The following is a 19,402-nucleotide window of genomic DNA, read 5'->3' as shown; positions in this document are numbered from 1 at the left end:
TGCATGGAAATATATTGTGCAGTGATATATTTTTTGAGTTAAAAAGCGCTTTATAAGGTGGGAATGGATATGAAAAAGGAGATTAAGAGAGGCTGGGGAAAGTACATACTATTTATATTGGTGATAGTCATAGGCTACCATTCTTTTACTTTATGTAAGGTGGAAGGGGAATCGATGCAGCCGACTTTATATGAAGAAGACTACGTATTTGTAAATAAAGCAGTAGTACGTCTTTCTAATTTACAACACGGAGAAATTGTCATTATAAAGGAAGCGGATGAATCGAAATATTATGTGAAACGTGTAATAGGGCTTCCTGGTGATGTAATTAACATAACGAACGGAAAGGTATATGTGAACGATAAAAAGCAAGAAGAACCATATACAAACAAAGATTTATTTAACAACACACAAGTGTTTTATAACTTTCAAAAGACAAAAATTCCGCCAAATAAGTTATTTGTAATGGGAGATAACCGCGAAGTAAGTAGAGATAGTCGAAATGGCTTAGGATATATTGAAGAAGATAACATAATTGGCAAGGTGGAATTTGTATATTATCCTTTTTCAAAAATGAAAATGATAGAATAAGTGGGAGAGGAGCAAAACCCCACTTATTAAAGTTTCACTTTATTTTCTTTAAAAAACCTTTTGGATTAAATGATATGAAAAATTTATGTTTAGACTCGTCGATACTTGAAAATAAGCCAAATAACTCATGTGGAAAATGAAAGGAAATGATCGTATGTACAAATACACAATTTGCTTTATTAGAAAAAGCGATAAAATACTGCTATTAAATAGAAATAAAAAGCCGAATATGGGGATGTGGAATGGTGTTGGAGGAAAAATAGAAGATAATGAAACGCCATACGAAGGAATAATTAGAGAAACATTTGAGGAAACGGGCATAGAACTTTCAAGTGTAACGTATAAAGGGACTGTTGGTTTTAAAGGTAAAGATGAGCCCCAGGCTAGTGAAGGAATGTATGTGTTCGTTGCTGATTTGCCAGATGGAATGCAAATGAATACACCATTACGTACGGCTGAAGGTCTATTAGAATGGAAAGAAATTGATTGGATATTAGATGGTGATAATAGAGGAGTAGTTAGCAATTTACCAAAATACTTACCGACAGTATTAACAGAAGAAAATAAGTTAGAACATATGTTTACGTATGATAACCGGAATATTATTCATTACACAACTGCATGTTTGACAGAAGATGATGCGAACAAGCGATATGAAAAACAACTCATTTCTCAATAGAAGAGGAAAGTGAAAAATCACGTTTTTGCTCTCATCATATATGCGAGGTGATTATATGTTTCAGAAATACAATTCATTGGTCATAATTGTAATATGCATGATATAACTTTTCTTATTATGAAAGAGTAGAGAACATATGTAAACGGAGCAAAAAAGAGGTGGCTTTGCCACCTCTTTTTGTTAGCTACAAATCGCCTTAATCATAAAACGATGTTGCTTCACATCAAAATAACCTTTTTGTAAGATGATTTCATGTATACGATATAATTCCTCACAATACCTTTCAACAGTAAAATCAGGAATTTGCCACGGAATCGCTTTTAAATAATAGACGATAGCGCCAATGTCATAAAAGCGTTGGAAAGGGAATTCCTCTTTTGCATCTAAGATAGTAAATCCATTTTGCTTTAACTCACTGCATGCGGTTTCGAGAGACCAACTTGCAAATTCGCTATTTAGTGGTGAGCCAAACTGCTCATTAAGTTCCGCGCAATCAAGACCGCCAACTTGTTGTGTAAGAAAAACGCCACTTGGAGAAAGAATTCTGTTTACCTCAGAAGCAGCATACGATTCATGTTGATTTATAATTAAATTAAATTAAATTGACCATCTTGAAATGGCAAAGCGGTATCATCGGTCACTTCTACAACGGTAACCCCTAAAGGCTCTAATTTCTTTCGAGCAATTGGCACATTTGGAGCGTAGCCCTCAGTAGCGAATATAGTTGACGGGAACGGTTGTAACATAGATAAAAACTCTCCGCCGCCAGTACCCATATCGAGCATTGATTCTGCACGTTGCATAAGCTGAAAAGCAGTACTGCCGTATGACCACGATAAAGGCTCGCTCTTCATTCGACCTGTTTCTGAAATGAAAGAAAAATCCCAGCCGCTAAAATGTGTATTTGCACTTTCTAATAAAGTTACAAATAATGGATCACGTTTCATAATTGTATCCTCCTATTTTGTAAGTAAATGATATGGTGAGAAAAGAAAAAAGGAGGACCTCTTATGAAAGGGGAACGGTTTTACGTTTCGTGCTCGAATAGATTCATATAAAGTTACTCCTTGTGAGAATTGTTATTTATATATTCGGGTTAATTGAGTGAAAATCCTTTGAGGGTATAAAAGAAGGCAGTTGTTTAATGAAAAAATAAATTGAGTTATCTACTTTTATAGTGTAATTGTTCATTCATACGCATAAAAAAATTATTCTCTCCATAAAATAGTAAAATTATATTGGAGGTTGAATTATGAAAAAATTTAGTGTATTTTCAATAACCTTGATGACTTTTGGAATGTTATTATTTGGATTAAATAGGATAATAGATAGCTATTCTGAGCCTATTATCCTATTAGGGTATATTTCTTTTTTAATTGGATTGGTTCTGAGTATTATAGCGATTGCTAGACGTGAAGATGGAAGATTAAAATTCATATCACTTATCTCTTTCTTTGTTGTCCTGTTTTTCATTACTTGGTTTGAGTCGTTTCAGGTACTACGAATTATTACTTGGCTAAAAAATATCTATTAAAATTTAAATTGTTGGTAAAAATGGGAAACCTTAAATTTAGGTTTCTTTTTATTATATTCGATTATCAATATTAAAACTTATTAGAGCCATTAATAAAAGAAATAGATATATATACCGAGTGTAAAAATATTTTAATTCTTTGAAAACATTCAGCGATTTAGTATTCTATATATATGGAATATTTTGTTTATGCGAAAAGAGGGCAAGGTGCTATATGAAAAGAATGAAAAATGTAATGTTACTATTGTTATGTTTCTTATGTTTAAGTGGGTGTAATTATAAAGATGACGATCAGGTGAAAAAATATGTGAAAAAAAAGCACGGAATTGATGTGATTGTAACACATTGGGGTGCTATAAACGAAGGGAATATGGGGCATACATATCATACTGTTCAAGCAAAAAATAACAAAAATATTCAATTTAGAGTAGAGGTAGATGGCTTCTTATATTCAAGAATAAAAGGTGATGAATATCAATACGGAAAAAAAACATATGAGGAATATAAGAAATTTAAACCAATGCTAGAAGAAATTAAAAAATTAGGTTACGTGGAACCTGAAAATAAAAATGTTTTTCAATATATAGTGGATGATGATATAGAGGAGAAACCAACGGATAAGTTATTATTAACTTTAAAAACGAGTGACAAGATTGATTACAGTCAATTTGAATCAAAAGAATTAGATCGTTTATATGCTCTAATCCAATTCATTCAGAAGAGTAATAGAAAGATAACAACACTTGAAATTGAGGATTATAATGGTGAATCTATAGGCTTGCCTTTTCAAAATGTGCAAAAAGCTATAACGAAAGAAGAACTGCTTTTAACAATGAAAAACACAGTAAGCGGTTATTGGACATATTTGGTTCAAACTGAAACAAAAGTAGGCGTAAGGTTAAATGAAATTCAAAATGATCGTTTTGAAATTGAGGATATTACTTGTCCACACCCGAAAGACGGCAATTGTCTAGAGTATGAATTGACATTAGTTTTCAATGACAGTGAGATAAAATATAGAAATGATCCATATGTAATAGATGATTTGAGAAAGGTAGTCACTATTCTTAAAGAAGAACTATATAATAAGGAATTTAACATATATTTAAGGAACAAGGATGGAACAAGTTATTCACTCTGGCTATCATCCGAAAAAATTAAGGAAAGTAATAACATAGAAGAGTTAGTAAAATAATGATATAAAGAAGAAATTTAAAGTACTTTTTATGTTTGTTATTTCTATATTCAAAAGGAAAACCGCTTATGCTTCATTTTTGAAGCATAAGCGGTTTTGTTTAAAATACTTAAAAAGAAAAATTTTTTGGTAAAGTACCACTTTTTATTACTGTTCTTAGTCCATGTTTTATAATCCAAGGATTAATAGGATGCTGTTTATCACGTAATTGCTGTAACCACTGAAAAACGAGTTCTTTATCTTCTTTCGTAATATCGTTCATATGATTGGCTACAGATTTTTGAACATATTTAGAAGGGTCATTCATTAAAGGTTCAAGAAGCTGTAAATTGTTCTTAAAGTCACCTTTTAGAGCTCCAATTTTTTTAGCCCAAGGAAGCCTTGGTCTTGTACCTTCAGAAACTAATCTTCTAATGTGGCTGTTTTCGTCATAAATCCACTGTTGCAATATGTCTAGTGTGTCTTCATGGTATGTTTGAAGAAAAGGCCGAATGGCATATTCAGCAGTATTCCTTTTCGTTATTTCATACATGTAAATGTGCCTACTTCTGTTGTATTTTCTGGTCCTAATGTTTTCAGTAATATATGTATGGCTGCATTAAAATCTTTTTGTAAAGCATTGTGTAATTCATCTGCAATTACTTCAATACGATGCTTTAACTCTAAATTTTCAACTTTACATGTTACAGAAGATACAAAGTTTCTTTTAGAGAAAGTAGGATCGTGTTTACAAATAGAATCAGCCATTTTTTCTGCTAATTCTTCGTTAAATAAAAATTTTAACGGAACATATTTACCCATTTTTTCACCTCAGTGGTCAAATGAAAACAATTTTTATTTTTTAATCGACAATCCATAAACTAAAGTCTCACTCGGAGTCGTAATACTAAAACCTGTCGTCTTATAATCAAGTTTCACCGTATCACCAGTGTAGTCTTTCGTGAATGAATCCATTTGTACGATAAGATCTGCATCTTCATATACAACATCATCTGCGTTATATGTATCCCAAATTAAATCGACATCAACGAAAATACTACAAGAGTTTGTCATTGTCCCTCTAATGCGAATGATCTTTTTGTCTTTACGTTCTAATCTATGTATAGCTGCTTTTGCTTCATCAGTAATGCGAATGTTCATTGTATCCCAACCTTTAATTATATTTCTTCTATTATGGCAAAAACAGGAGTAATAGGGAAGCAAAGAGGTTTGCAATAAAAAACGAGCAAACAAATTTGTTTGCTCGTTTCACTTTATTTTAGTTCACATTTATCAAGTGGAATCACTTTTGTTTTTTTCGTAAATTTATATCCTAACCATAGTACTAAGAAGAGTGGTAAACCGATGTAAGAAACGAGTACGCCGTTCCAATCGATTGATTCACCCATAAATGCGCCGTAGTTTTGTCCTAAAATTACGATGATACAAAGTGTAAATGCGAAGATTGGACCGAATGGGAACCATTTTGCTCTATATGGTAAGTCTTTTAAATCTTTGCCTTGTACGGTATATGCTTTACGGAAACGGTAATGACTAATTGCTATTCCAACCCATGCGATAAAGCCAGACATTCCAGATGCGTTTAATAACCAAATGTATACAACACCGTCACCGAATAAAGAAGCAATGAAAGCGATACTACCGACAATCGATGTTACGATTAATGCGTTAACAGGTACCCCGCGGCTATCTAATTTACCAAGAAACTTTGGTGCTTTTCCTTGGCGAGCTAAATCCCAAAGCATACGAGTTGATGCATACATACCAGAGTTACCAGCAGATAGTACAGCAGTTAAAATAACAGCGTTCATAACAGAAGCAGCAAAGGCAACGCCCGCTTTTTCGAAAATAAGTGTAAATGGACTTACTGTTACATCACTTGCAGCAAGGCTTTCAGTCGTATAAGGAATTAATAAACCGATAACGAGAATCGCAAGGATATAGAATAAAAGAATACGCCAAAAGATAGAACGAATTGCTTTCGGAATATTACGCTCTGGATCAGATGTTTCACCAGCAGCAACTCCTAACAATTCAGTACCTTGGAAGGAGAAACCAGCTGCCATAAACACACCGATAATTGCCATGATGCCGCCGTTAAATGGAGCATCTGCAACAGTGAAGTTTTTGAAGCCAACAGTTTCGCCGCCCATAATTCCGAAAATCATCATGAAGCCGACAATTAAAAAGATAATAATAGTAACTACTTTAATAAGTGCGAACCAATATTCAGATTCACCAAACCCTTTAACAGATAAGTAGTTTAAAAGGAAAATAATAGCTAAACATAATCCACTCCAAATAAGAGAAGGGGTATCTGGGAACCAAAATTTCATAATTAATGTTACGGCTGCAAGTTCAGCAGCGATTGTAATGGCCCAGTTATACCAATAGTTCCATCCAAGTGCAAAGCCAAGTGATGGATCAACAAATTTTGTTGCATACGTACTAAAAGATCCAGTAACAGGCATGTAAGCTGCGAGTTCAGCTAAGCTTGTCATTAAGAAGTAAACCATAATTCCAATTGCGGCGTATGCAATTAATGCGCCGCCAGGACCAGCTGAATGGATGACACCACCGCTGGCAAGAAATAGTCCGGTACCAATTGTACCGCCGAGAGAAATCATCGTAAGGTGACGCGATTTTAATCCGCGTTTTAATTCACCTTGTCCTTGTGTAGTTTGCGTTTTAGAGGTAGATTGATTTGTTGCGCTATTCATGTTCAACACTCCTTTTCTTGTAGGTTAGGAAGGAGCGGGGGAGAAAAATACAAAAAACCGCCAAAGGAATTTGGCGGAACGTTTCACAAATAACCACCCCATCATACCCTTCCGTTAAGATAGCACCCCACGTTTACACGGTAATTTTGTAAACGTGACAGTTCTGTTCCTTTCGGAGACAGCCCCAGCTCATATTTCCAGAGAAGAAATATAAACTTCGGCAACTTTTCCTTTCAAACGGAGTCGGTGACATTCTCTGTGTCTCGTCCGTTTTACTATTAAAAGTCGCAACCTCTACCTCATCGGATTGATGAGGATTTATATATTGCTAAGATTTTTAATATATGGCAATTGTAATGACTTTCTGAATATATTGCAAGATATTTTGTTAGGAAAAGTCAAAAAATATCGGTTATTGTATAGGAAACGCTTGCAAAACTCCACCCGAACCTACTATTATGTAGCAATAAGCAAAGAAAAAATTGTTATACAAATGTTTCGCAAAAAATATTGAAAAACCCTCTAAATAAAAAGAAAATTCAGAAAAATATAATTCGACATTCATAATAAAGTCATATTATTTGTTATAATTAGAGTAACGTTTAAGCAAAAAGGGGAAATCAAAATGAAATTAGAAACAAAAAGGCTCTATATAGTGCCGTGTACAGAAGAGAGGATTCAAGTCGCTAACGAGCAAGGATATAATAGCGGTCCGCATATTGTAGGGCATGTAGAGAATGTGAAACAAGATGAGGCTTTATTACCATGGGGGGCGTGGTATGTTTTTCGGAAAGAAGATGATAGCGTTTTAGGTGATATTGGATTTAAAGGGAAACCAAACGAGGATCAAACAGTAGAAATTGGCTATGGATTTATTGAGAAATATTGGAATCAGGGCTATGCAACAGAAGCTGTAAAAGAACTAATCGATTGGGCTTTCAAAACAGGAGAGGTAGAAACAATAATTGCAGAGACACTCCTAGATAACTATAGTTCGATGCGTGTTTTAGAAAAGTTACATATGAAGAGAGTAAATGCTACAGAAACGATGATTAATTGGAAAATAGAAAAATAAAAAATACCGCTCTAAATTGAGCGGTATTTTTTTATAGTTATGGTAGCATTTGCTTCTGATCATTTGGATACTCAGCCGTTGATGCGTTAGGACGATTGGAATGATTTCGAACAGCAATGAAAATAGAAATAATAACGACAAGACCAACTGCAACGTAAGAAAGTGAAATAATAGTTGGATCCACTTTAAATGTAGTAAGCAGTGTACGAATATTTGTGAAGATAATAAGACCACCAACTAATACGCCAAGTAAATGGGGCGGAACGATGCGGACTAACCATGCAGCAATTGGAGCTGCGACAATACCGCCGAGCATTAAGGCAAATACCCAAACCCAGCTTACTTGTTCCCAGCCAAGTGAGATGAAGAAGCCAATTGTTGCAGCGAGTGAAACAGGAAATTCACTCGTATCTACAGATCCAATAACTTTTCTAGCTTCATTTCCTCTTGCTAGAAGAACGGGTGTCGTAATCGGCCCCCAACCACCGCCACCAGTTGAATCAACGAATCCAGCGAATAAACCAAGCGGCACAAGTTGTTTGGCAGACATACGCTTATTTGAAGTGACAATTTGTTTTTGAATGATGAATCGTAATAAAATATAAACCCCTAAAGTAAATAAAAATACGGAAATGTACGGTTTGATTACATCTCCAGGCAAATTACTTAAAAAACATGCCCCAATAAATGCGCCGATTGCCCCAGGTAATGTAAGCCTGGAAACTGTATATTTATCAACGTTTCCAAATTTGATATGAGATGCGCCAGAAGCTGCAGTTGTAACGACTTCAGCTAAATGAACCGATGCGGAAGCTACAGCCGGTGCAATACCAAACATTAATAATAGTGAAGTAGACGTTACCCCATACGCCATTCCGAGTGCTCCATCGATCAATTGAGCGAAAAATCCAATAATAGCAAAGACAATTAATTTCTGCATAAATAATCCCCCTGTAATAATAAATGAAAAAGACACTTTTCCCGTATGAGAAAAGTGCCTTTGGTTTTTCCAATCAGCAATAATTAAATTTGTTTCATTATAATACATATTAATCGTATAAATCAACTAGGTTTTAAAGTTTTTGAATTGAATGAAAGAAAAATAAAATATACAATAAAAGGATGGAGAGAAAGGGGAGAAAGACATGTTACGATTTGATCATCTCGTTCACACAGTTCATGGTACACCGGAGGAAGCGGCAAAACAAATGCAGGAACTTGGATTTCATACTGTATTAGGCGGAGAGCATACGAATTGGGGTACTTGGAATAGTTTAAGTTATTTTGATTTATCATATATAGAATTTTTAGCAGTTCAACATGAAGAAAAAGCGAAAGAAGCAGAAAATCCATTAGTACAAGAAACAGTGGTGAAACTACAAAATGGAGAAGGAATGCTACAAATCGCGATCCGAACAGATGCAATTGAGGAGCTAGCAGTTAACTTTAATAAGTACGGCTTACATACGATAGGGCCATTTGAAGGGAAACGTATGAGAAAAGATGGCCGACTTTTAGAATGGAAAATGTTATTCGTTAAGCAAGAAGAGAACGGACCGAAATTACCTTTCTTTATACAGTGGAATGAAACGGACGAAGAAAGAAGAAACGATTTACGTAACAGTGGGACGATTACTGAACATAAAAACAAAGTGCAACAAATTGAAACGATTCATTACGCAGTAAAAAATGTTCGAGAAACAGTACGGAAATGGAAAGAAGTAATGGAGCTATCTACAAGCTCAGTTGTGAAAAATGAAAAATGGAATGCCGAGTGTCAAAGTGTAGTATTTGGAGATATTCATGTGCAGTTTTGTGAACCGATTGGAGAAGGGCTAGTGTTAGAACATTTGAATAAGAATGGTGAATATCCATTTGCAGTAGAGTTTAAAGGTGGAAATAAACGAGAGCATGAAGTGTTAGGGAGTTTGTACATATATTGATAGAGGTGAACGTTGTGGAAGAAATGCTTAGAGAGATAGAGAGAATACTAGAATGGCCTCGCATGTTAAAAGCGACTGTTATTTCAAAAGGCTTTTCATTCGATGAGAAATATAAAATTGAATTAGAGAGTGGGGCCTCGTATTTTATTAAAGTATGCGATTCATCATATTTTGAACGGAAGCAGGAAGAATATGAATATATGCAGCAGCTAGATTCTTTACATATTCCTATGCCAAAATTAATTCATTTTATTAGTCTTACTAAATTCAATAAATGTGTACAAGTTTTTGAATGGATTGATGGATTAGATGGTGAAGATATATTAAGAACGTTGTCTACAGAAGAGCAGTATAGGGCTGGAAAAAAGGCTGGAGAAGTACTAAAAAAGATTCATTTAGTTGAAAAAGAAGATAAAAGTAATTCATGGGAAATGTCTATATGGAGTAAATATGAGAGATACTTAGAAGCGTTGAAAGAATATGAAGTAGACTTTTTTCATTTAAATACAGTGATAGATTTTGTAGGAAATCATAAAGATTTATTAAAAAATCGTCCCATCGTATTTTTACATGACGATTTTCATCCGGCTAATATAATGATTGACCAAAATGAGTTTCGGGCTGTCATTGATTTTGCTAGATTCGATATTGGTGATCCTATTCATGATTTTCATAAAGTAGCACTATTTACAACGAATATAAGCAAACCATTCGCGATTGGACAAGTTCACGGTTATTGCGGAGGAGAACCTGATCTACATTTTTGGAAACTGTACTCATTATATGCAGCAATGATATTCCCGGCTGATATCGTATGGACAAACCGAAGCACACCATATTTATTAGATGATATGAAGGAAAGATTAAATGGAATTTTAGAAGATCATAATCATTTTTCATCTTATATTCCAAAATGGTATCAATCAAGTGAATTTAATAAATAAAGGAGTAATTTATATGGATAAAATAGCAGTAATTTCAGATATTCACGGTAATATTCAAGCATTAGAATCCGTGTTGAATGATATTAAATTAAGAGGAATCGAGCGCATTATTTGCCTTGGAGATTTAGTAGGAAAAGGACCTCATTCCAGTGAAGCAATTGAAATCATTCGTAAAGAATGTGAAGTAGTCGTAATGGGAAACTGGGATGATTTTATTACAAAGCCGACTGAATTTGAAGCATTGAAATGGCATCAAAAACAATTATCGGAAGAACAAAATGACTATTTAAGAAACTTACCATTTTCAATCGAGTTTTATATGAGTGGGAAATTCATTCGTATGTTTCACGCTTCACCGAGAAGTTTATATGAAAGAATTCAACCACACGCTTCAAGAGAAGAACGTATTAGTATGTTCGAAAATAGTGATCTGACGGAAAATATAGAAGGGGAAAGAAAACCAGATGTCGTTTGTTACGGTGACGTTCACCAAGCGTTCGTTCAAAATTTCAGAGGGAAAACGTTATGTAATGCCGGTAGCGTAGGAAACCCACTTGAAATAACGCAAGCTTCCTATTTAATATTTGAAGGGACTTACAATGAAAAAGAAGCAGCGAGCTTTTCTATTCAACTTGTACGAGTACCGTATGATATTGAATTAGCTATCAGACTAGCAGAAGAACTCGAAATGCCAGAAATTGAAGAATACAAACAAGAATTACGGACTGCTTTATATCGAGGGTTTAAGGCAAAGTAAGCTAATAATATATCAACGATTTTTCAAATATATCTATCATAACTTAAAATATATCAATGATTTTTTCGAGATATCAGCGATTCGAGAAAGGATATCAATTTACTGACAAATAGTGACATGAATTATTATCTATAATTATATTATGTCAACTAATTATAAAGGGAGATATCATGAACCGAAAACAAAGAATCAAAGAAATTGCAGATCATATTGTAAAGCTAAATTTAACCCATCCAATAAGAGTTGGAGTAAGCGGTATTACAGCCTCAGGAAAAACAACATTTGCAAACGAACTAGCGGAAGAAATAAAAAAACGAGGATTACCAGTAACACGCGCCAGCATTGATGATTTTCATAATCCAAGAGTGATTCGCTATGCAAAAGGAAAAGAATCTGCAAGAGGGTATTATGAAGATGCACACGATTATATAGCTTTCAAAGAAAGATTATTAATGCCTTTAGGACCTAACGGAAATTTACAGTATGAAACGATTTCTCATAACTTAATAACGGATATGCCTGTACATAATGAGCCGCTATTGGCCACGCAAAATATGATATTAATAGTAGATGGAACGTTTCTATTGAAAAAAGACGTTGCGCATTTATTTGATTACAAAATCTTTGTAGATACAAATTTTGAGATTGCGAGAAAACGTGGTGCTAAGCGGGAAACTGAAGCTTTTGGCAGTTATGAAGAAGCAGAGAAGATGTTTTTAAACAGGTATCACGCGGCTTGTAAGATGTATATAAATGAGCATAACCCAAAAAGTTATGCGGATGTTGTATTTCGGAATAGTGATTTAGCAAATCCAGAAGTTATATTTCAAGAGCGAAAGTAATACATAATCAAAATTATATGTATAGCCTTTTATTTATAGTTATAATTCTCGTATAATTAAATTAACTTTAGAAAGTAAAAAACGGGGGATAAGGCAATAAAAAAACGTAAAAAGGGGACAGGGAATAGAATGAATGAAGTACTAGAACTAAAAGAAGAACTACTACAAATTAAAAATAATAATTATGCTGTACCAGAAGACGTAGATGCATATCCATATGCGCAGTGGATGCTAGATTATATCGGATCACCTGATGCTGAATTACGTGATGATTTAATTTATAGTACGCTTCACACATGGATTACAAATGATGTATTTAGACAAAAAGAGTTAAGAGGATTAATGTTACAAGCAATTAGTCCTGATTATTTATTTTATAAAATTGGTGAAAAGGGAACAGACTCTGTATTTAAACGTGCATTCTCCGTATTAATTCCACCACTTATTTTATCTGTTCATGAAAGAGAACCGTTGTTATCCGAAGAACAACTGTACAGTGTAGCAGAACAAGTGCTGGAATATGTATATTTAGAAGAAGATGTAAGAGGTTACGTAGAAGGAAAAGGCTGGGCACACTCTACTGCACATGCAGCAGATGCGCTTGATGCGTTAGCACGTACAATACAAAATCGTGAATTTTCGTATGCGATTCTTGCAGCTGTTCGTCAAAAGGTTCGATTAAGTGATTACGTATATGTACACTTTGAAGATGAGAGATTAGTAAAGCCAATTATGTCTTTACGTAACCAAAATCTTTTAACTGAAGAAGAGTGGAGCAACTGGTTACATAGTATAGCAACTGTTGAAGACATCCGACATCCGCAGCATGCTATTTTAGTACAAAATATTAGAACTTTCCTAAGAAGTTTTTATTTCAGAGCTTTAGAGACAGAGGGTAGTACAGCCTTTACAGATGATATATTGGAGACTTTGAAGGGTTTGCGTAGGTATTAAAAATTCGTTTTTCTAACAGAAAAGTACATAAAACCAACACCTCCCAACCATACTAATAAAATGTTTTGGAGGTGAGTTTAATGGACAAAAAAGACTTTGAAAAAGTATATAATGATTATTTACATCAAGGGGAAGAGCAAGCTCAATTTGAAATAGCTCAGGAAGTTACTTCAGGAGCAGAACAAATTGTTGCTGTTCGTAAAAATGATGAAGGTGATTTGATTGCTTTTAAAACAAGTAGCGGGAGAGAGTTAGATTATATGACTGCTCTTAGTGAAGCAAAATCAGGGAAGTTAGCTCATGTGGACGTATTTCATAAGTATGGTAGAGATATTATACGTAGTGAACCTGATGGAATAAAAGAAAATAACTTAGATAATTTACCTTCATTTTAAAGGGTAAACCTCAAGAAGAGAATGTTCATTACGATATTCTCTTCTTTGTTTTGCGAAGTTTTCCTTGCAAATAGACGATTCATTTTTAAAGTGCGATCATACTTTTAAAGAGCTCTCTAAATTTCTCTTTATCTTCTGCTGTAAATGGTTTCGGTCCCTTTGTACGTTTACCACTTTTTCGAACCATTGCACTTAAATATCGTGTTTGTAACAATTGTTCAATGTTATCATTCGTATACTTATAGCCTTTATGGTGTAGAACGATACAGCCTTTTGCTAAAGCGAGCGAAGCAAGACCGTAATCTTGTGTTACGATTAAATCTTCTTTTTTTGCTAACTGCATAATTCGGTAATCTGCAGCATCTGCTCCGGAATCAACATATATTGTTTCCACACCTTTAGGTTGCTGAGCATTAGAATAATGAGAAAAGCTAGTAACGAGGGTTACAGGGATTTCTGCATTCGTAGCCTCAAAAATAATTACATCTTTTACAGGGCAAGCATCTGCATCAACGTAAATTTTCATTTTTATCACTCCTATAACTAGGTTCGTGTTGATGATAATGGTAGATTTAGGTTTTGTCAAACAAGTAATATCTTCCGCAATTTAATACATATGTATTTGTATAAAATGAACGAATATTTCGAACTAAATAACGAATATACTATAGATTTTAATAAGTGGTTATATGTAGTGATTTGAAAATTTCTTAATACGAAAGTATTAGGAAATTTTATTTGAATTTCATTCTGCGGATTGATTTTTAATAGTGTTTATTTGGATAAAATAGCAATAGAATATATATAAATAAAATGTATTTTAAATTAGAGGATCATTTCATGTTACTGCTCTATGCAATGGTTTCAAAAGATAAGTAAGTCTGAAATTAATCAGGAGGGCCGAATGAGGAGTTTCGATTTATCACAAACAACTATTAATATATCAAAAAATGATCTTATTCATAAAACGAATGATGATAAGTATTGGGTGTATGAAGTGATTTTTCAATCGCATGAAGGCATACCACCTCATAGCCATCCATTTGGAGAAGATTGTGCGGTTGTGTTGTCAGGTCATTTGGATTATTATATTTCAAATAAAATAATGATTCGTGCATCAAAAGGAGAGATAGTGTTTGGGTGGAAGAACCATATACATGGCTATAAAAATAATGAAACAGAACCATTGCATCTATTAATTTTTGTTGCGCCGAATAAAATTGGGCTAGAATATTTATCTGATGATGATCCGAAAATTGTGCACGTACCGGAAGAAAAGCGAATAATGAAGCTTTCCGAATATCAAGTAGTACATTCTCCTTTTTCTTCTTTTGAAAGAATAAAAATAGATGGTGAATATTCAGAAGCATATAATGAGAATGGACTTATGGCGTTTATTGATATCGAAAATAAACAAATGTATATATTTGAGGGTGAGAATGTGGAGATAAAAACTTCAAATCCCATAATATTTATTAAGTATACAGCTAGATTGTGAGAATGGAGAGTTGCTTTTCTCTATTTATAATAAATATGTAGTTAAGAATATTAAAGAGGAATATTTTACAGAAAATAGGGGATGAGTTTTATTATTTAACTTGTAGATAACGAAATAGAAATGACCATTTATTGAGGAGAGCGATATTTATATGCAGTTATATTTTTATAATGAAAACTTCAGAAATATAATAAATCAATATACATTTTCAGAAGAGCAGCTTTGTTATACAGGTTTACCTAAAAAGCTTGTAAAACTATCGAGTGAGGATTCAAATCGGCATTCAATTTTAGCTATGAAAGATAATGAGCTTGTAACGTTTTTTGTTTTACATAAAAATGACGGGGTTAAACCATATACAAATAATGAAAACTCTATTTTAATAAGAGCATTTTCAACAGATTTTCACCATCAAGGGAAAGGATATGCAAAACAAGCTTTAAAGATATTACCTGACTTTGTCCGAAATAACTTCTTAGGTATAAATGAAATTATTTTAGCAGTAAACGTTAAAAATGTAGCTGCACAATCTTTATATAAAAAATGTGGTTTTTGTGATAATGGGGTTAGAAGGATGGGGCGGAAAGGTGAATTAATCATAATGAGTTACAATTTATAAGAATCATTCTTAGAAGTGGGGAAGAAAGATAAAGAAAAATGAAAAATTTCGAAAAGAAAGCCCCTGTATCAATCATCAGGAGCTTTCTTATAATTTAATTTTGGAATTAAGCTTCTTTTCATTATTTTTTGCTTACTTATTATCTGGAGTTAATGAATAAAGAAGTTTTAAATGTATTAAAAAGTTATTTTATTTCCCACAAACCAAAATAGCCTCCCGCAAACGAGAAATACCTTCCTCAATTTGATCAATATCCACTTTTCCATAAGATAAACGAATATAACCATCTTTCGCGCCGAAAATACTACCTGGCATAAAAGCAATTTCTTGTTTTAAGCTTTGCATAATAAGTTGTTTTTCGTTTATCGGTTCTTTTAATTTTCCCCATATGTATATTCCACCGGTCGGATTTGAAAAAGAGATTTTATCATGAAGTTGCTCGTTTAGAGCTCGAACAATAACGTCTCTTTTTTCTGCTAGTTGTTTTCGTAACGGTACGATATGCGACTGAAATGGTACAGTTTCGAAAAACTGCTGCATAAGCCACTGCGGGAAAATACTCATTCCTAATTCCATTTGATGCCTTGCGTCGGATAACCTTTCTACTACAGATTGCGGAGCGACGAGCCAGCCGACTCGTAATCCTGGCGCAATCATTTTTGATAAAGAATGTACATAAATAACTGTTCCATTTTCATCAATCGATTTTAAAGTAGGGCAAGGTTGTTTCTTTTCTAGCGTCAGCAAGCTGGATGGATCATCCTCAACAATTGCAATTCGTAAATCTGCGCAAAGTGATAATAGTTTTTTTCTACGGTTTGGATGAAGCATCGTTCCCGTAGGATTTTGGAAGTTTGGATTTAAAAAGATCATTTTAATACGATGCTTTCTATATAATTCTTGCACATCGTCTGGATTAATACCATGTTCATCAACAGGTAACGGGAAAATACGAATACCTGCTGATTGGAATAGCGGTAAGGAATAACAGTGCGATGGACTTTCGAAAGCGACGGCATCACCTGGATTTAATAAACATTGCACGATAAGGTGAAGTGCTTGCTGGGCGCCGGATGTAATCATAATGGATTGTTCAGTCGCCTCAACTTTTAAATATTCTTTCATATATTTTACGACCGCTTGTCTTAGCGGGAGATAGCCTTGCGGATGATCATAACTTAATGAATGCGTTAACGGTTGTTCTCGTAAAATTGTTTGTAGTTGATCGTGTGGGTAGAGATTACAACCGAGTTCTCCGTTTGCGAAATCAATAATATTTTCATTTTGTTGTACTTCTGCCCGAATATGGCGAAGTAACGGTAAGTTTGGTAAGAACGTACCGCCTTCTACGAAATTTCTCCAGTTAGGCGTTAATGTTGGAGAAACGCCCCACATATGTGTACTTACACGTGTACCTTTACCAGTCGTACTTTCTACAATTCCCATAGCACGTAGTTCGTTATAAGCAGTCGTTACTGTACTTCGGTTTACATTTAACTGTGTAGCTAATTTTCGTTCGGAAGGTAGGAAGCTTCCTGGAGGAAGTTCTCCGTATGTAATACGTTTTTCAATAAAGTCAACAACTTGCTGATAAATAGGGATTTTACTGTCGTTATCTAGCTTCCATTCCATACAAACGCCTCCGCATCTCTTATATACATTCAGTATAACAAATTGGCTGGGTAAAAAAACAGCCAATTGGACGGTGTTATATCCAGCCAATTTTACTATGCTAAATATGGAAGGGGAGATTCGGATGAAACGATGGCAAATGGAATGGCTCCTAGTATCTGTTGCATTAGTATGGGGAGCAAATTATACAATAGGAAAGTATGGCGTGGCATATATGTCATCCATTCAATTTAATAGTTTACGATTTTTAGTAGCATCACCGGTATTATTACTTATTACTTTTATGATGGAACGCTCATTACGTATTGAAAGAAAAGATTGGTTACGATTAGTAGCAGTCGGCATCGTTGGAACGACAATGTATCAAACGATGTTTATGCTATCTGTGAAATATACTTCAGCAACGAACGCTTCATTATTAATTGCAATGTCACCTATTTTTACAGGGATATTAGCAGTATTGCACAAACAAGAACGTTTTTCGATGAAAGTACAAATTGGTTCAATCGTAGCCTTTATTGGTGCAGCATTCGTTTTATTAACAGGACATACAGGAGGAGCTACTTACGAGTATGCGTGGCTCGGAAATATAATTGGATTAGTCGCAGCAATTGCGTGGGGATGGTATCCAATTTTAGCGCAACCACTCATTACAAAATACTCCGCAATGAGAGTTACATCATGGTCTACTTTAATTGGAATTGTACCTCTCGTTATATACTGTTTACTCAATGTAAACACACTAACGTGGCCAGTAGATATGCCAAGCTGGGGATCACTAGCATATTCAATCGTCTTTGCGACCATATTCGGACTTGCAATGTGGTATGTCGGTATTAGTAAAATAGGCTCAACGAAAGTAATGGTTTATATGTATCTTGTGCCATTGTTTGCAGTGATCTTTGCGGCAGTAACAATAGGGGAGCAAATTAATATGATGCAACTAGTTGGCGGGCTTATTATCTTCATCGGTTTATATGTTGTAAAAAAAGGTGGAATCAAAAAGCCAGCTCTCAATTTGAAAAAAGTAAGTTAACAGTAAAAAGGATCTCTTTCATATAGAAGGAGATCCTTTTTGTTTTTGTAATAAAAGCGCTTGTTCAACGGCCCATTTTTGATGATCGTGTATGAGAAGCTCTATAGCATACAATGGAGACATCCACCTTAGAACATGATCCTCCTCACAGTTTTCAGTTTGTTTCTGCACCATATTCGCAATATAAAAAAATCCATCGTTTAAATAATATATATCTTCCTTTTCTGCATAAAAATATCGAGCCGCATTACCGATATACTGATCAATTTTAATTGCCCATCCTAATTCCTCTAGTAGTTCACGGTGCAAACATTCTTCTTTTGTTTCATTACCTTCCATACCGCCACCAGGTAAAAAGTAACGGTCTCCTTTTTGGATAACAGCAATCTTTGAAGAAGATGATTGAAAAATAATCGCATAACAACTAGGCCTTAATGTATAATGAACGTTAATTTTTTTAGAGCCAAATGTGAGTTTTGAAATCATAAAACACGACCTTTCTCTATAAAATACATAAAAGGAATATTAAGGTAAACGTAGAATTGTATAAGTATAATCTTAACAGATTGGAGTGATAACAACATGATAAATCGAAAATGTTCAAGATGTAAAGAAATAACAGGTACGATGCACGGTGGTAAAAAAATTAAGGAAGAATTTCTATGTGAAGACTGTTTGCAAAAAGGAATTGAGAGCGGAGAAATCGAATTATCACAAGTGGAACAAGAAAAAACCTCGTATCTTTCTATAAAGATATTAAAAATAACGAGTGTTATTTATTTAATAGTATCAATTATAACTGCTTTTTCTGCTGGAGCATTTATACAAGATCCAGGGCTTGGTGGAATATCTTTTTCAATAACAGGTACAGTTGGTGTTATGATAATTGGATCCATATTCCAGTCTGTTCTTGTATTTTGCGGGATATGGGTATTCATCCTATTAGTAGAAACAGTCATTAAAATTTATGAAAAAATGAAGTGAGTGA

21 protein-coding genes, 3 pseudogenes and 1 riboswitch are annotated in these 19,402 nt (G+C 34.2%); of the genes and pseudogenes, 15 read left to right on the top strand and 9 right to left on the bottom strand.

The features are described from left to right. Positions 1 to 69 precede the first annotated feature (69 nt). Positions 70 to 591, top strand: a complete 522-nt coding sequence (lepB, locus tag HFD78_RS21280; protein ID WP_033667999.1) for a signal peptidase I — start codon at positions 70 to 72, stop codon at positions 589 to 591. Between the two features lie 34 nt (positions 592 to 625). Here lepB and HFD78_RS21275 read toward each other — a convergent pair. After that, positions 626 to 694, bottom strand: a pseudogene (locus HFD78_RS21275) (cephalosporin hydroxylase); the annotation flags it as partial. 51 nt (positions 695 to 745) lie between these two features. Between HFD78_RS21275 and HFD78_RS21270 the strand changes: the two are divergent. Beyond that, positions 746 to 1,270 carry an NUDIX hydrolase gene (locus HFD78_RS21270; protein ID WP_000280182.1) on the top strand — a complete coding sequence of 175 codons (525 nt, stop codon included), beginning with the start codon at positions 746 to 748 and terminating at the stop codon, positions 1,268 to 1,270. A gap of 180 nt (positions 1,271 to 1,450) precedes the next feature. Here the strand turns inward: HFD78_RS21270 and HFD78_RS21265 are convergent. Next, a pseudogene (locus HFD78_RS21265) lies at positions 1,451 to 2,217 on the bottom strand (class I SAM-dependent methyltransferase). A gap of 305 nt (positions 2,218 to 2,522) precedes the next feature. Between HFD78_RS21265 and HFD78_RS21260 the strand changes: the two are divergent. After that, positions 2,523 to 2,804: a hypothetical protein gene (locus HFD78_RS21260; RefSeq protein ID WP_000714728.1), complete on the top strand. Its 282-nt coding sequence runs from the start codon at positions 2,523 to 2,525 to the stop codon at positions 2,802 to 2,804. 214 nt (positions 2,805 to 3,018) lie between these two features. After that, the gene (locus tag HFD78_RS21255; RefSeq protein WP_000827147.1) at positions 3,019 to 3,999 is read left to right on the top strand and encodes a hypothetical protein; all 981 of its coding nucleotides are present in this window, start codon (positions 3,019 to 3,021) and stop codon (positions 3,997 to 3,999) included. A 109-nt stretch (positions 4,000 to 4,108) separates the two neighbouring features. On the opposite strand, the pseudogene HFD78_RS21250 reads toward HFD78_RS21255, so the two are convergent. The 3 genes and pseudogenes from HFD78_RS21250 to HFD78_RS21240 all read right to left on the bottom strand — a co-directional run bounded on the left by HFD78_RS21250 (position 4,109) and on the right by HFD78_RS21240 (position 6,719). Beyond that, positions 4,109 to 4,800, bottom strand: a pseudogene (locus HFD78_RS21250) (DNA alkylation repair protein). Positions 4,801 to 4,833: 33 nt separating this feature from the next. Further along, positions 4,834 to 5,139: an iron-sulfur cluster biosynthesis family protein gene (locus tag HFD78_RS21245; RefSeq protein WP_001026196.1), complete on the bottom strand. Its 306-nt coding sequence runs from the start codon at positions 5,137 to 5,139 to the stop codon at positions 4,834 to 4,836. Between the two features lie 113 nt (positions 5,140 to 5,252). Beyond that, positions 5,253 to 6,719 carry an amino acid permease gene (locus HFD78_RS21240; protein ID WP_001083389.1) on the bottom strand — a complete coding sequence of 489 codons (1,467 nt, stop codon included), beginning with the start codon at positions 6,717 to 6,719 and terminating at the stop codon, positions 5,253 to 5,255. Positions 6,720 to 6,831: 112 nt separating this feature from the next. Beyond that, a riboswitch (Lysine riboswitch) is annotated at positions 6,832 to 7,024 on the bottom strand. A gap of 320 nt (positions 7,025 to 7,344) precedes the next feature. Between HFD78_RS21240 and HFD78_RS21235 the strand changes: the two genes are divergently transcribed. Further along, positions 7,345 to 7,794 (top strand): GNAT family N-acetyltransferase, encoded by a 450-nt coding sequence (locus HFD78_RS21235; protein WP_000764643.1) that lies wholly within the window; start codon positions 7,345 to 7,347, stop codon positions 7,792 to 7,794. Between the two features lie 37 nt (positions 7,795 to 7,831). On the opposite strand, the gene HFD78_RS21230 is transcribed toward HFD78_RS21235, so the two are convergent. Continuing rightward, positions 7,832 to 8,734, bottom strand: coding sequence for a sulfite exporter TauE/SafE family protein (locus HFD78_RS21230; RefSeq protein ID WP_001170728.1), 903 nt, complete (start codon positions 8,732 to 8,734; stop codon positions 7,832 to 7,834). Positions 8,735 to 8,939: 205 nt separating this feature from the next. On the opposite strand from HFD78_RS21230, the gene HFD78_RS21225 reads away from it, so the two are divergent. The 6 genes from HFD78_RS21225 (at position 8,940) to HFD78_RS21200 (ending at position 13,629) form a co-directional block, all read left to right on the top strand. Beyond that, entirely contained in the window at positions 8,940 to 9,737 is a 798-nt protein-coding gene (locus tag HFD78_RS21225; protein ID WP_000943369.1) for a VOC family protein, read from the top strand. Positions 9,738 to 9,751: 14 nt separating this feature from the next. Further along, positions 9,752 to 10,681, top strand: coding sequence for an aminoglycoside phosphotransferase family protein (locus HFD78_RS21220; RefSeq protein ID WP_016110239.1), 930 nt, complete (start codon positions 9,752 to 9,754; stop codon positions 10,679 to 10,681). A 13-nt stretch (positions 10,682 to 10,694) separates the two neighbouring features. Continuing rightward, positions 10,695 to 11,438 (top strand): metallophosphoesterase family protein, encoded by a 744-nt coding sequence (locus HFD78_RS21215; RefSeq protein WP_000357652.1) that lies wholly within the window; start codon positions 10,695 to 10,697, stop codon positions 11,436 to 11,438. Between the two features lie 170 nt (positions 11,439 to 11,608). Further along, a complete protein-coding gene (locus tag HFD78_RS21210) occupies positions 11,609 to 12,280 on the top strand; it encodes a nucleoside/nucleotide kinase family protein (RefSeq protein WP_001080549.1) in 672 nt (223 codons plus the stop codon). 129 nt (positions 12,281 to 12,409) lie between these two features. Next, a complete protein-coding gene (locus tag HFD78_RS21205; protein ID WP_001006688.1) occupies positions 12,410 to 13,234 on the top strand; it encodes a DUF2785 domain-containing protein in 825 nt (274 codons plus the stop codon). An 80-nt stretch (positions 13,235 to 13,314) separates the two neighbouring features. Next, positions 13,315 to 13,629, top strand: coding sequence for a DUF3892 domain-containing protein (locus HFD78_RS21200; RefSeq protein WP_000358163.1), 315 nt, complete (start codon positions 13,315 to 13,317; stop codon positions 13,627 to 13,629). 85 nt (positions 13,630 to 13,714) lie between these two features. Here HFD78_RS21200 and HFD78_RS21195 read toward each other — a convergent pair whose 3' ends face one another. After that, positions 13,715 to 14,155 carry a YaiI/YqxD family protein gene (locus HFD78_RS21195; RefSeq protein ID WP_000708769.1) on the bottom strand — a complete coding sequence of 147 codons (441 nt, stop codon included), beginning with the start codon at positions 14,153 to 14,155 and terminating at the stop codon, positions 13,715 to 13,717. A gap of 378 nt (positions 14,156 to 14,533) precedes the next feature. On the opposite strand from HFD78_RS21195, the gene HFD78_RS21190 reads away from it, so the two are divergent. Both HFD78_RS21190 and HFD78_RS21185 read left to right on the top strand, forming a co-directional pair. Next, positions 14,534 to 15,127: a cupin domain-containing protein gene (locus tag HFD78_RS21190; protein ID WP_001255979.1), complete on the top strand. Its 594-nt coding sequence runs from the start codon at positions 14,534 to 14,536 to the stop codon at positions 15,125 to 15,127. A 151-nt stretch (positions 15,128 to 15,278) separates the two neighbouring features. Continuing rightward, positions 15,279 to 15,746 carry a GNAT family N-acetyltransferase gene (locus HFD78_RS21185; RefSeq protein ID WP_001177777.1) on the top strand — a complete coding sequence of 156 codons (468 nt, stop codon included), beginning with the start codon at positions 15,279 to 15,281 and terminating at the stop codon, positions 15,744 to 15,746. A 189-nt stretch (positions 15,747 to 15,935) separates the two neighbouring features. On the opposite strand, the gene pdxR is transcribed toward HFD78_RS21185, so the two are convergent. Next, positions 15,936 to 17,378 carry a MocR-like pyridoxine biosynthesis transcription factor PdxR gene (gene pdxR / locus HFD78_RS21180; RefSeq protein WP_000454897.1) on the bottom strand — a complete coding sequence of 481 codons (1,443 nt, stop codon included), beginning with the start codon at positions 17,376 to 17,378 and terminating at the stop codon, positions 15,936 to 15,938. Positions 17,379 to 17,502: 124 nt separating this feature from the next. Here pdxR and HFD78_RS21175 point away from each other — a divergent pair, with 124 nt between their 5' ends. Continuing rightward, positions 17,503 to 18,414: a DMT family transporter gene (locus tag HFD78_RS21175; RefSeq protein WP_000832986.1), complete on the top strand. Its 912-nt coding sequence runs from the start codon at positions 17,503 to 17,505 to the stop codon at positions 18,412 to 18,414. Between the two features lie 18 nt (positions 18,415 to 18,432). Here HFD78_RS21175 and HFD78_RS21170 read toward each other — a convergent pair whose 3' ends face one another. Next, the gene (locus HFD78_RS21170) at positions 18,433 to 18,900 is read right to left on the bottom strand and encodes an NUDIX hydrolase (RefSeq protein ID WP_000624001.1); all 468 of its coding nucleotides are present in this window, start codon (positions 18,898 to 18,900) and stop codon (positions 18,433 to 18,435) included. 96 nt (positions 18,901 to 18,996) lie between these two features. On the opposite strand from HFD78_RS21170, the gene HFD78_RS21165 reads away from it, so the two are divergent. Continuing rightward, the gene (locus HFD78_RS21165; RefSeq protein WP_000610500.1) at positions 18,997 to 19,398 is read left to right on the top strand and encodes a DUF3980 domain-containing protein; all 402 of its coding nucleotides are present in this window, start codon (positions 18,997 to 18,999) and stop codon (positions 19,396 to 19,398) included. Positions 19,399 to 19,402 lie beyond the last annotated feature (4 nt).

This window comes from Bacillus sp. EKM501B (genome assembly GCF_011800505.1).
GTDB classification, from domain to species: Bacteria; Bacillota; Bacilli; order Bacillales; family Bacillaceae_G; genus Bacillus_A; species Bacillus_A cereus.
Note: the sequence above shows the minus strand (reverse complement) of the source record. Positions and strands in the feature narration are given on the sequence as shown.

Coding starts and splice junctions, on each gene's coding strand:
- lepB (WP_033667999.1), top strand. CDS start 70: ATGAAAAAGGAGATTAAGAGAGGCTGGGGAAAGTACATACTATTTATA.
- HFD78_RS21270 (WP_000280182.1), top strand. CDS start 746: ATGTACAAATACACAATTTGCTTTATTAGAAAAAGCGATAAAATACTG.
- HFD78_RS21260 (WP_000714728.1), top strand. CDS start 2,523: ATGAAAAAATTTAGTGTATTTTCAATAACCTTGATGACTTTTGGAATG.
- HFD78_RS21255 (WP_000827147.1), top strand. CDS start 3,019: ATGAAAAGAATGAAAAATGTAATGTTACTATTGTTATGTTTCTTATGT.
- HFD78_RS21245 (WP_001026196.1), bottom strand. CDS start 5,139: ATGAACATTCGCATTACTGATGAAGCAAAAGCAGCTATACATAGATTA.
- HFD78_RS21240 (WP_001083389.1), bottom strand. CDS start 6,719: ATGAATAGCGCAACAAATCAATCTACCTCTAAAACGCAAACTACACAA.
- HFD78_RS21235 (WP_000764643.1), top strand. CDS start 7,345: ATGAAATTAGAAACAAAAAGGCTCTATATAGTGCCGTGTACAGAAGAG.
- HFD78_RS21230 (WP_001170728.1), bottom strand. CDS start 8,734: ATGCAGAAATTAATTGTCTTTGCTATTATTGGATTTTTCGCTCAATTG.
- HFD78_RS21225 (WP_000943369.1), top strand. CDS start 8,940: ATGTTACGATTTGATCATCTCGTTCACACAGTTCATGGTACACCGGAG.
- HFD78_RS21215 (WP_000357652.1), top strand. CDS start 10,695: ATGGATAAAATAGCAGTAATTTCAGATATTCACGGTAATATTCAAGCA.
- HFD78_RS21210 (WP_001080549.1), top strand. CDS start 11,609: ATGAACCGAAAACAAAGAATCAAAGAAATTGCAGATCATATTGTAAAG.
- HFD78_RS21205 (WP_001006688.1), top strand. CDS start 12,410: ATGAATGAAGTACTAGAACTAAAAGAAGAACTACTACAAATTAAAAAT.
- HFD78_RS21200 (WP_000358163.1), top strand. CDS start 13,315: ATGGACAAAAAAGACTTTGAAAAAGTATATAATGATTATTTACATCAA.
- HFD78_RS21195 (WP_000708769.1), bottom strand. CDS start 14,155: ATGAAAATTTACGTTGATGCAGATGCTTGCCCTGTAAAAGATGTAATT.
- HFD78_RS21190 (WP_001255979.1), top strand. CDS start 14,534: ATGAGGAGTTTCGATTTATCACAAACAACTATTAATATATCAAAAAAT.
- HFD78_RS21185 (WP_001177777.1), top strand. CDS start 15,279: ATGCAGTTATATTTTTATAATGAAAACTTCAGAAATATAATAAATCAA.
- pdxR (WP_000454897.1), bottom strand. CDS start 17,378: ATGGAATGGAAGCTAGATAACGACAGTAAAATCCCTATTTATCAGCAA.
- HFD78_RS21175 (WP_000832986.1), top strand. CDS start 17,503: ATGAAACGATGGCAAATGGAATGGCTCCTAGTATCTGTTGCATTAGTA.
- HFD78_RS21170 (WP_000624001.1), bottom strand. CDS start 18,900: ATGATTTCAAAACTCACATTTGGCTCTAAAAAAATTAACGTTCATTAT.
- HFD78_RS21165 (WP_000610500.1), top strand. CDS start 18,997: ATGATAAATCGAAAATGTTCAAGATGTAAAGAAATAACAGGTACGATG.